Source organism: Bacillus sp. HMSC036E02, assembly GCF_001836235.1.
Lineage (GTDB): Bacteria > Bacillota > Bacilli > Bacillales > Bacillaceae_G > Bacillus_A > Bacillus_A cereus.
In genome coordinates, this window is the sequence record NZ_KV827802.1 from 1 (window position 1) to 10,660 (window position 10,660).

A 10,660-nucleotide genomic window follows, 5' to 3' on the forward strand; every position below is an offset into this window, starting at 1 on the left:
TTTTCTTCTTCTTTAGCTTTTGCTATTTCTTGTACTTTTTCTTCTTCTTTAGCTTTTACTATTTCTTGCGCTTTCTCTTCTTCTTTGACTTTTGCCTCTTCTTTAGGCTTTACTATTTCTTGCGCTTTTACTTCTTCTTTGACTTTTTCTTCTTTAGGCTTTACTATTTCTTGCGCTTTCTCTTCTTCTTTGACTTTTGCCTCTTCTTTAGGCTTTACTATTTCTTGCGCTTTTACTTCTTCTTTGACTTTTGCTTCTTCTTTAGGCTTTACTATTTCTTGCACTTTCGGTTCTTCTTTAACTTTTACTTCTTCTTTGACTTTTACCTCTTCTTTAGGCTTTACTATTTCTTGTGCTTTCGTTGTTTCTTTCGCTTTTGCTACTTTCTGCGTCTTTACTTCTTTCTCTTCTTTAACTGATTTTTGTACTTTCGCTACTTGCTTCGTTTTCTCTTCAGTTTTCTTTTCAGTTGGTGCTGTACTTGATAGGAAAGAAACGTTTGCATAAGCAGTTTTTCCTTTATACTCAAATTGCAGCCATCCGTCTTTTACTTGATGCGTTGATTCAATTACATCATCTTTTTTTAGTCTGCCAAGAATTTCTGAATCCGTGTTTGCTTCAGTGCGTACATTTAACAAATTCGCCGTTACATGATATACATCTTTTGTAAACTCCGAACTTACAAACACTTCTTTACCATTCAACTCAATTTTTGACCAGCCATCTTCGGTATTTATGACTTTTAACTCTTGCCCATTCTTTACTTTTTCGACCACTTTTGATTCTGTAGTCGGTTTTTCACGTACGTTAAGTACATCTGCTGTTACAATTGTTTCTGCGGTAGCAGTTGTGGTAAACGCCCCAAATCCAAAAATAGTTGCTGTTGCTGCGCCAATTACTTTTTTCATATTAGCCTCCATTAAATTTTTTTGAATTTTACCAAATGCCTTCGTAAAATTGTATAATTTTACATAATATCAAAACATTTGCAACAGTATATTAATATTGTTTAATATACTGTTATTAAAACTCCTTACTCCAATACTATCAAATTCTCATTTCTAATTCTATATATTATAAATCTCCTTATCTTTTATAAAAGCTCCATGCTCTTCTTCACACTAAATAGTTGTAGCAATTCCCGCCAAAAATAAACTTACGATTGCTAAAATTTGAGTAGCGACAATAGCCCCTCTTAAATGAAACTTATAATCTTTATATCCTTTCATACCTTCCGTACTAGGAATCACAACAAACCTTGGAGTAATCCAGCAAAAAATTAGCCAATCAATTATAAGTAAATCTACTAAATTGAAAATCATTAAAATACCAAAAGTGTGTAAATAGGCATCCATATACATTAACTTTTCATGCTTATGTAGTATATATGTAGAAACGAAAGGACTACCGAAAAGAATAGTATTATATACAATATTAAAATAAATGCTTTGCTTTTTTTCATGAATCGATTTTGGAAAAACTACTTTTTGAATATCTTTCGGATAATCAGTTAACGAAAGTCGAGGATTATAATATAAGGACCCTAAAATCATTACAGATAGTACAATAGACATGATGACACCAACGTACATCATTTGTTCAAATTGATTCATATACTGTATTCACCCTTTTCTGTAATTACTATGATGGTCATTCACTTAATTACATATTGTATGTACGTACACAATCAAAAATTAACAACTAGCTTTAATAGCAAAGCAAAATTGTGGCAATGCAAATGCAAATTTAATACAGTGGAAGCCTAATTGATACAGATAGGATTGGTGAAACCTATGAAAATTGAACATATTGCAATTTGGGTAAATGACTTAGAATGTATGCGTGATTTTTATATGAAATACTTTAATGGTAAAGCAAACTCTTTATATCATAATAAAACGAAACAATTTGAATCTTATTTTATTACGTTCGAATCTGGAGCAAGACTTGAACTTATGCGTAAAAAAGGGATTGAAAATAAGCCTAATTTAAACATAACCGGCTATGCTCATATGGCTTTTTCTGTCGGTAGTGAAGAACGTGTGAATGAACTAACAAAGGTGATAAAAGATGCTGGTTATCCTTTATTAAATGGACCACGTTTTACTGGAGATGGCTATTATGAAAGTGTAATAGGCGATCCAGAAGGCAATCAAATAGAAATTACGATTTAACTTACCCTTTTCCACCACCTCCGTATTTTTCCACGGATTAGGCGGTGCTGTTGCTGAGGTGCCAAATGAGCAACTGCTTACTTTTACCGAAAAGCACTATCAAACATATCAATATTCGCTACTTGGGAGCAACCAGAAGGTGCTGGTGGAAGTATTCGATGGGTGAAGACTTCCGTTTGGCAATGCTCCCCTTTACAAAAGGTGTCTATGTTAATACTCCTGACCTATCCATTAAAAATTGGCCAGATGCATACTTCAGTTGCAACTTTGACCGATTAATGGAAGTAAAAGCGGAATACTTTGCGAAAAATGTCTTTAACTTTCCGCAAAGTATTCCGCTTTTTTAAACTATATATTCCACCTAATATATCAAAATATAAAACATCCATTTTTTATGGGTGTTTTACAAAAAGAATTTACATAATATAATTATTAGTTGCTTTTTTACTAAATATCTATTCAGCAATCGAAAGTAACACTTTCTCAAGGTCTTTTTTAGATAACATACTTTCGTTTATATAGCCATTCCTTTAATTGTACTTCATCCAAAGCTCCGTTCCCCTCTCATGATCTTTCACACTATATTCGCTCGTTTTTCACAAAAGGTTCATTTTACATGAAAATTTATTTATTACAATAAAAATATAAGGTATATTTTTATGAAAAGGAGGAATTCAAGAATGAATACAGAGGATAAAATTTACGCTGAAAAAGTGTTGAAAAATCTCTTTATCGGATCACAAGTTGATGGATTACAATTTGGTATTTCTCCAGGCGCTATAAAGATTCATTTCACAAACTTTCACGACTCAGTTGATTATGACGGACAATTATATATCAATATCGAATCCAAATGGTGTTTATTTAATAAACCTCAAAAAAGCTACCCATTAAATGAAGATGAATTTGAAGTTTATTCTGAGAAAGAAGAATATGAAAGAATATGAAAGAATATGTAAGATAAGAAGACAAAAAGTTACCGATATACAACTTGGCTTAGAAATCCCTCATTTAATTATTACATTAGATAGTGGACAAATTATTTTTTTAAATGGTTTTCATGATTATTATGAATGTTGGCAAGCTGGTATCCTATGTGAGCAATGGCTTGTAGTCGCTGCACCTGGGAATGAAATCGCCACTTGGACTCCTGATGAGTTTATCGATAAATAAACTGTTTTCACGAAGAAAAACCGAAAATATTTTATGAACTACATAACTATTTCTATTACACTTAAACGAATAGACATTTTACTTTAATAGAAATCATTTTATTAAATTTGAAAGGATAATACTGATGGCATGTGTCCATGATTTTGGAATAATTGACGAATTTAATTCTCAAAAAAGTTACAATGATTATACACCAGAGAAATATCATTGTATTTCTGTTAATGATGATATTATCAGTAGTTTAAATCAAAATTTATCAATTATGAAAACCTACTTCCATACAGTCAAAAATCAGGAATACGGTTTAGCTTATTGTGGTATTACAATTATCCCTCCTGAATCTTTAGCAATTTTCTATGAAACAGTTACATCTTCAAAGTTCTTCAGAAAACCTGATGAGCTGAATGAGTTAGCTTCAAAAATTGTACAAGCTGCAGCAGAACAGAAGTACATGATCCATTATGGGGTTTAAATGTAATTCAAAAAATGCTTAGGATTTCTCCGAAGCATTTTTTGTATGTTACTAATACATTTATTCCTTAACCATTTAGTCAATGCTTGAGCCTATGGTCCCTTCTTTTACAAGTGAGGGCGCCCCTATTAATCTAAATAAGCGTCTCATTTCCAATCTTCCAGCTAAACCATCTCCCATGTCCTTCTGTTTCTCCAACCGTTTCACGATATTCGTTTCCGTTAATATAATAATCAATATGAAGGTCACGATCCCACATATTGTTATACAGGTGGAATACATCACGTTTTGCGCCAATTTCTTGTATTTGTTTTTCTAACTTATGTTTTACTTGTTCTGGTATTTGATTTGCGACGTGTGTATGGAAAATACAAATAACAGCTTCTTCACTTATTTGTTCAATAATAGATGATAATAGCTCTACACCGTCTCCTTCTATTAATTGGACAGATTCATTTTTCACTAAAGATGCAGCTTGATCAAACATCTCAAGCCTTTCTTTATGTTCTGGCCAAATTAAAGCACGTAACCATAAATAATCTTCCTCATTATGTAAATCATTCACATGTAAGTCCAGTCCGATTCTTTCTACGACAGATGGGCTTTCTTTTAGAAAATGCGGTACATTCTCCCCTCTTATTTCAGAAGTTACATGCACATTTGAATTTATATTTCCGTACATTTCATCCATCCCGTACGAATAACGATATTGGTCCCAGAACAGTTGCAACCCAGAACTTGTCCCAATTTCAATTAACGCTAACGGCTTCTTCACTTTGTTAAATATGTAGCAGAAACTTGGGTATAAGTATGCGCACCGTCTTACTTCATTTGTTTGAACGAGTTTCGTTTGTAACAAAGTAATGATTTCTTCTCGGTACTCTTTACAGAAATCTTTAAAATGATTAAAAGCTTTATCTAAATTTGTATCAGCATTTTCAACTAAACTACTATAATACGTTTTTAAATGATGTTCTTTCCCTGCTAGCAATAAATAATGTACTGCACCTAATAGTAAGTTTGGGACTGGTTGACCTACCTGAGCATAGGACGATAGTGTAAGTACTTCCTCATCTTCAGCAATTTTCATTGATAAATATTCATATAAATCACTTGACCCTTTACATTCCTTTATTGAAAAGTTTCGAAATAAGTTTGAAATTTGTTCTTTTGTACACATTAGAGTCCCTCCTTTTTATTTTTCAGAATAATCTTACCATTGCAGAAAGAATAATCCCATAAAAAGGTACTCGATTTAGTCACTTAAGGATACGTAAGCTTTTTCGAGATAATTTCAAACTGTAATTTTTTTCTATTTACCACCTTAAAAGAGCTTGTTAAATAAGATTTTTAGCGAATAAAACGTTAAATAGTTTAAAATTATCAGATAACACTAGATATTTTAGTCTATTAATTATTATAATAGAGTATGAGATGGTTATATAATTGAGACAAAAAAGGTATACACCTAGGTGGGGCCTAGGCGGTGTTTCTCTTTTACGGCTTAGACATAGAAAACACCTACACTTTTTTGCCAATATAGGGGATGGAGAGATTATCATGAGCAACATGCAGCAAAAAACAGACGTTATCTTAATTGGTGCAGGAATTATGAGTGCAACGTTAGGCTCATTACTAAAAGAATTAGCACCAGAATGGGAAATTAAAGTTTTTGAAAAACTCGCAAGTGCCGGGGAAGAAAGCTCTAACGAATGGAATAATGCAGGTACAGGGCATTCTGCGCTATGCGAACTGAACTATACTTCCGAAAAAGCTGACGGATCTATAGATATTAGTAAGGCTGTAAAAGTGAATGAGCAATTCCAGCTTTCAAGACAATTTTGGGCATATCTTGTAAAGAGCAAATTAATTCGTAATCCACAAGATTTTATTATGCCACTACCTCATATGAGTTTAGTACAAGGGGAAAAAAATGTTGAGTTTCTAAAAAACCGTTTTGAAGCGCTTTCAAAAAATCCACTGTTTCAAGGAATGGAATTTTCTGATGCTCCTGAAACATTAAAAAAATGGCTTCCACTCATTATGGAAGGTCGCACATCTAATGAACCGATGGCGGCAACGAAGATTGACTCTGGAACAGATGTTAACTTCGGTGCATTAACACGTATGTTGTTTGATTACTTAAAAACAAAAAATGTCGAGCTAAACTACAAGCATAGTGTCGAAAATATTAAGCGCACGAAAAATGGTTTGTGGGAAGTAAAAGTACACGATATGAATAGTGGTAAAATTGAGCATCATACTGCTAAATTCGTCTTTATTGGCGGCGGTGGCGGTAGCCTACCTCTACTTCAAAAGACTGGTATCCCTGAATCAAAGCATATCGGTGGCTTCCCAGTAAGTGGACTATTTATGGTATGTAAAAACCAAAAAGTTGTAGAGCAGCATCATGCGAAAGTGTACGGTAAAGCTAAAGTTGGCGCTCCGCCAATGTCTGTACCTCATCTAGATACGAGATATATAGACAATAAAAAAGCTTTACTGTTTGGACCATTCGCAGGCTTCTCACCTAAATTCTTAAAAACTGGCTCAAATCTTGACTTAATCGGTTCTGTAAAACCGAATAACGTCTTAACGATGTTAGCCGCTGGTGTAAAAGAAATGGGACTTACAAAATACTTAATTCAGCAAGTTATGTTATCACATGAAAAACGTATGGAAGAATTACGCGAATTCATTCCGAACGCGAAAAGTGAAGATTGGGATATTGTAGTTGCTGGACAACGTGTACAAGTAATTAAAGATACTGATGCTGGCGGTAAAGGAACACTTCAATTTGGTACAGAAGTAGTAAGTGCAGCTGACGGCTCAATCGCCGCATTACTAGGCGCATCACCAGGTGCTTCTACTGCTGTTCACGTCATGCTCGAAGTATTAGAAAAATGTTTCCCAAGCCGCATGGTAGAATGGGAAGAAAAAATAAAAGAAATGATTCCTTCATATGGCATTTCACTAACTGAAAATCCAAGATTGTTCCAAGACCTTCACACTTCTACTGGTCGTACACTTGGATTAAACGAAAAAGAAACTGTTCATAATTAATGCAGAAATAAAAAAACGTCCGATATATTCGGACGTTTTTTTGTCTACTAAAAATTATACTTATCAATATTATCTTTCGTAAATACAACTCGTTCTGGCAATACGATAATTCCGTTTCCTTCTGCCTCATAATCATATCCTTGAATGGAGTTTGGCTCTACTTTCACTTTTCCGATTCCTTTTACTTCAAAGCTATCCCCTACTTTTAACTTCTTTCCTTTTACAACAATTTCATTTGCTACATAAGTTGCCAACGCACCTTGCTGTTTGACATCCCATAAACCAAATTGTGCTACTGTTCCTCGTTTTACGTAATCACGCATAACGTTTGGTGTAGAGAAGCCAGTTACGACAACCTTTTTATCCATTTTTAAATTTTCAGCTGCTTGTGCCATTGCCGGAAGTGCCGTTGCATCTGGACAAATGACTGCATTAATATCAGGATACGTTTTTAAAATATTCTCTCCTACTGACAAAGACTTTTGCGCATTATTTTCACCATACTGCGTCGTTACAATTTCCCAGTTCGGATATTTCTTTTTAATAATTTCTTTCGCTTTCGTTACCCATTGGTTTTGATCCGTTACTGTTGGACTAGAATAAAAGAACGCTACTTTCCCTTTATCTCCAATTTGCTTGGAAGTCATTTCAATTAATAAGTTAGCAAGTTGGTCTGGTGTCCCTTGACTTATATAAAAAGAACGGTCTTTCGGATTCACATCAGAATCCCACGTTAAGACAGTCATTCCTTTTTTCTTAGCACGTTGCAATGATTGCGATAAACCATCAACTGATGTAGAGGAAACCATAAGTGCATCATAATTTTGGTTAATAAAATTATTTATATACTTTACTTGCCCTGATACACTCGCTTCAGACGGCCCATCATATTTCACTTGTACGCCTAGCTTATCTCCCATCTCCTTTGCTCCTTCACCGCCCGATGTAAAGAAGCCAACTCCAGTTAATTTCGGGATAAATGCAAATTTCACATCATCCGCTTTTTTCTTATCTGCCGTTTGACTGGAACAAGCGATTAAACCTATTAAACAAATACATACAATCAATACAATCCCTAGTTTTCTCTTCATGACATTTCCCCCTTATGCAAATTCTTTCTTTTCTCCGGTATGAATTGATGTAATTTGAAATGTCTCATAATAACTGAAAGAATAAGGATAATACCTATTACTACATTGGATTGTTCATTTGTTAAACCCGTCATTTGCAAGCCATACTGCATGAGCCCAATGAAAATACTCGCCAGTACAGTACCGATAATGCTTCCTTTTCCGCCTGTAATAAGTGTACCGCCTAAGACGACTGCTGTAATGATTGGTAATATTGTTTCGCTTCCTATATCAGCACGTGCAGAACCGAAATATGCAGTTAAGAAAGCTCCTCCTAATCCACCTCCTAACCCAGAAAGTATGTAAGCAATGATTACTACTTTCTTCGTCTTAATCCCGGTGTATTTTGCTGTATTTTCATTCGCACCTGTTAATTGTACGTGGCGCCCATATATCGTTCGGTGAAACAAAATCGTGCATACAATTGTTAATGAAATAAGTAGCCCTAATAAATTGGGTATTCCTATAAAACTACCATTTGCTAGTTGTACATAAGTATCAGGTAAACCGCTTATCCCTTCATATCCAGAAGCACCCGCCCCTCCTGAAACGACAAGCGCAATTCCTCCGTATAAAAACATCGTTCCGAGTGTAACGACTAGTGGTTCTACATCTGTCATTTTTATAATAAGCCCATTTAAAGCTCCTGCTAAGCAACTGACTATAAGTGCCATTATTACTGCTAGTAAAATATGAATCCCATTCATCCAAAACACACCAATTAAAATCGAGGTTAGCCCCATAATTGATCCTACAGATACATCAATTCCTCCTGTTACTATAACAAAAGTCATTGGTATCGCCGCAATTGCGATAAATAGGAAATCATTTGTACTAAAAAGGAGATTACTAATATTTAAGAAATCGCTATTTATAAAACTAAAGAGAATGAATTCTATAAGAAGTAATATGATTAACACACCTTCCCATCTGTAAAAATACTTCATAGATTCATCCTCCTTTCTGCTTTCCACCTCTTCATGACGCTATCTAATATAATAATAAGTAATAGTAAAAAACCTGAAATAGCATTATTCCAAAATGCTGGTATTTTTAAAAAGACGAGTGAGCTACTTATTGTTTCTAAAAATAACGCTCCTAATGCAGCTCCAAATAAAGATCCTGTTCCTCCTTTTAAATGAATTCCTCCTAGTACAGCGGCTGCGATTACTTGTAATTCTAATCCTGTACCTGTTTGATTTGGGACGAACCCGATATTCATAACAAATATGCAACCAGCGAGCGCAGCGCTTATGCCTGAAATCATAAACGCATATATCTTCACTTGATTAACAGGTATACCAATAAGCCTCGCGCCATCTTCATTATCACCTACCGCATAAAAGTATCTTCCCAATGGCACTTTTCTTAAAAAGAAGTATAGTAGTAGTAAAATAATAAGAACGAACCATACAGTTATAGGTAAACCAAGAATGATGATAGATGACAGCTGCTTAAAATCGTTTGGAATATCTTCAATCCACTTCCCGCCTGTGAAGATTAACATTGCACCCCTAACAATTCCTAGCATCCCTAATGTCATAATAATGGCTGGTATCCGAAACTTTGCAACTCCAATACCATTTACGAAACCGATAATGGCCCCAAGTATAATAGCTACAAATATCGACAAGAATGCACTATACCCATTCGTTAACATCATTCCGCAAACTGCTGCACTTAATCCCATGCTTGAACCAACTGATACGTCTATATTTTTCGTAAATAAAACGAACGATTGGCCAATTGCTAGAACGACTAAAATAACGCTTGATTTCATCAGTAAAGATAACGAGTTAAATTGAATAAAACTAGGATTTATTATACCGACAATGGCTATATAAATTAGTAGTAACAGTATGATAGACGTTTCGTGCCTTTTATACATACGTTTCATTCCGTTACACCTCCGTATGCAAGGCGTGTAACTTCATTCACACTCAGTTGTTCTTTTTCCATATGAGAAACAAATCGCCCATTTCTCATTACATATACACGGTTTACTAATTGGACAATCTCTTCAACATCCGAAGAGATTAATAAAATTGCGAGTCCTTCCCTTTTCATTTTTTTTATCGTCTCATACACTTCAAGCCTTGCTTTCGCATCAATTCCGCGAGTCGGCTCATCAAGAATAATAATTTTAGGATTACATGCAAGATACTTCGCAAGCACGACCTTCTGCTGATTACCTCCTGATAAAGATGCCAGTTCTTTATTCATATTCTGTACAACAATTCGGAATTGTTCTATAAACGAATTAACTAAAGCGCTTTCTTTTTCTTGATTTATAAAAAAGCGATTATTTTGATATAAACTTGCCGCTGCAATATTTTCTTTAACAGAAGCAATTGAGAAAATTCCATTCCTCGCCCTATCCTCTGGCACATAAACTAGTCCTTCATCTAGCCTTTTATGCAAAGAACACGTATCAATTGATTTTCCACCCAATAAGATAGACCCTGATTTTATAGTTTTCAATCCAAATATCGCTTCTGCTAATTCCGTTCTGCCAGATCCTATAATGCCAGCAACACCTACAACCTCACCCGCATGTACAGTGAATGATATATTTTCGAATGCGTGACCATTTATATCAACCACTTCTAATATTTTTTTCGTCTTTGCTGTCTCTTGAACTACTTCTA

Annotated in this window: 10 protein-coding genes and 2 pseudogenes; 5 read left to right on the forward strand and 7 right to left on the reverse strand. The window is 34.6% G+C overall.

From position 1 onward, the window contains the following. Window positions 1-908: SH3 domain-containing protein (locus tag HMPREF2590_RS01000; protein ID WP_256324916.1), on the reverse strand; the 908-nt coding region annotated here is incomplete at its 3' end. Window positions 909-1,121: 213 nt separating this feature from the next. Continuing rightward, window positions 1,122-1,613, reverse strand: coding sequence for a hypothetical protein (locus tag HMPREF2590_RS01005; protein WP_001071233.1), 492 nt, complete (start codon window positions 1,611-1,613; stop codon window positions 1,122-1,124). A gap of 180 nt (window positions 1,614-1,793) precedes the next feature. Here HMPREF2590_RS01005 and HMPREF2590_RS01010 point away from each other — a divergent pair, with 180 nt between their 5' ends. The 4 genes and pseudogenes from HMPREF2590_RS01010 to HMPREF2590_RS01025 all read left to right on the forward strand — a co-directional run bounded on the left by HMPREF2590_RS01010 (window position 1,794) and on the right by HMPREF2590_RS01025 (window position 3,819). Beyond that, window positions 1,794-2,174: a VOC family protein gene (locus HMPREF2590_RS01010; RefSeq protein ID WP_000687534.1), complete on the forward strand. Its 381-nt coding sequence runs from the start codon at window positions 1,794-1,796 to the stop codon at window positions 2,172-2,174. 4 nt (window positions 2,175-2,178) lie between these two features. Further along, a pseudogene (locus HMPREF2590_RS01015) lies at window positions 2,179-2,521 on the forward strand (BBE domain-containing protein); the annotation flags it as partial. Window positions 2,522-2,854: 333 nt separating this feature from the next. After that, window positions 2,855-3,347 (forward strand): annotated as a pseudogene (locus HMPREF2590_RS01020) (hypothetical protein). Between the two features lie 124 nt (window positions 3,348-3,471). Continuing rightward, window positions 3,472-3,819: a short-chain dehydrogenase gene (locus tag HMPREF2590_RS01025; protein WP_070861271.1), complete on the forward strand. Its 348-nt coding sequence runs from the start codon at window positions 3,472-3,474 to the stop codon at window positions 3,817-3,819. A gap of 133 nt (window positions 3,820-3,952) precedes the next feature. Here the strand turns inward: HMPREF2590_RS01025 and HMPREF2590_RS01030 are convergent, their stop codons facing one another. Then, on the reverse strand, window positions 3,953-4,999 hold the full coding sequence (locus tag HMPREF2590_RS01030; RefSeq protein WP_000337434.1) for a DUF2332 domain-containing protein: 1,047 nt from the start codon (window positions 4,997-4,999) through the stop codon (window positions 3,953-3,955). Between the two features lie 380 nt (window positions 5,000-5,379). On the opposite strand from HMPREF2590_RS01030, the gene HMPREF2590_RS01035 reads away from it, so the two are divergent. Further along, the gene (locus HMPREF2590_RS01035) at window positions 5,380-6,882 is read left to right on the forward strand and encodes a malate:quinone oxidoreductase (protein WP_000069138.1); all 1,503 of its coding nucleotides are present in this window, start codon (window positions 5,380-5,382) and stop codon (window positions 6,880-6,882) included. Between the two features lie 47 nt (window positions 6,883-6,929). Here the strand turns inward: HMPREF2590_RS01035 and lsrB are convergent, their stop codons facing one another. From lsrB to HMPREF2590_RS01055, 4 genes are all read right to left on the reverse strand, one after another. After that, window positions 6,930-7,973, reverse strand: a complete 1,044-nt coding sequence (lsrB, locus tag HMPREF2590_RS01040) for an autoinducer 2 ABC transporter substrate-binding protein LsrB (RefSeq protein ID WP_000823651.1) — start codon at window positions 7,971-7,973, stop codon at window positions 6,930-6,932. After that, complete coding sequence (locus tag HMPREF2590_RS01045) at window positions 7,970-8,959, reverse strand: ABC transporter permease (protein WP_000873525.1); 990 nt, start codon at window positions 8,957-8,959, stop codon at window positions 7,970-7,972. The genes lsrB and HMPREF2590_RS01045 overlap by 4 nt, the downstream gene beginning before the upstream one ends. Beyond that, window positions 8,956-9,909 carry an ABC transporter permease subunit gene (locus HMPREF2590_RS01050; protein ID WP_000827686.1) on the reverse strand — a complete coding sequence of 318 codons (954 nt, stop codon included), beginning with the start codon at window positions 9,907-9,909 and terminating at the stop codon, window positions 8,956-8,958. Before HMPREF2590_RS01050 ends, HMPREF2590_RS01045 begins: the two co-directional genes overlap by 4 nt. Continuing rightward, on the reverse strand, window positions 9,906-10,660 hold a 755-nt coding region (locus tag HMPREF2590_RS01055), incomplete at its 5' end, for an ATP-binding cassette domain-containing protein (protein WP_141763522.1). The genes HMPREF2590_RS01050 and HMPREF2590_RS01055, both read right to left, overlap by 4 nt.

What these genes read in the sequence shown, in the direction of transcription:
- HMPREF2590_RS01005 (WP_001071233.1), bottom strand. Translation starts at nt 1,613, where the DNA reads ATGAATCAATTTGAACAAATGATGTACGTTGGTGTCATCATGTCTATT.
- HMPREF2590_RS01010 (WP_000687534.1), top strand. Translation starts at nt 1,794, where the DNA reads ATGAAAATTGAACATATTGCAATTTGGGTAAATGACTTAGAATGTATG.
- HMPREF2590_RS01025 (WP_070861271.1), top strand. Translation starts at nt 3,472, where the DNA reads ATGGCATGTGTCCATGATTTTGGAATAATTGACGAATTTAATTCTCAA.
- HMPREF2590_RS01030 (WP_000337434.1), bottom strand. Translation starts at nt 4,999, where the DNA reads ATGTGTACAAAAGAACAAATTTCAAACTTATTTCGAAACTTTTCAATA.
- HMPREF2590_RS01035 (WP_000069138.1), top strand. Translation starts at nt 5,380, where the DNA reads ATGAGCAACATGCAGCAAAAAACAGACGTTATCTTAATTGGTGCAGGA.
- lsrB (WP_000823651.1), bottom strand. Translation starts at nt 7,973, where the DNA reads ATGAAGAGAAAACTAGGGATTGTATTGATTGTATGTATTTGTTTAATA.
- HMPREF2590_RS01045 (WP_000873525.1), bottom strand. Translation starts at nt 8,959, where the DNA reads ATGAAGTATTTTTACAGATGGGAAGGTGTGTTAATCATATTACTTCTT.
- HMPREF2590_RS01050 (WP_000827686.1), bottom strand. Translation starts at nt 9,909, where the DNA reads ATGAAACGTATGTATAAAAGGCACGAAACGTCTATCATACTGTTACTA.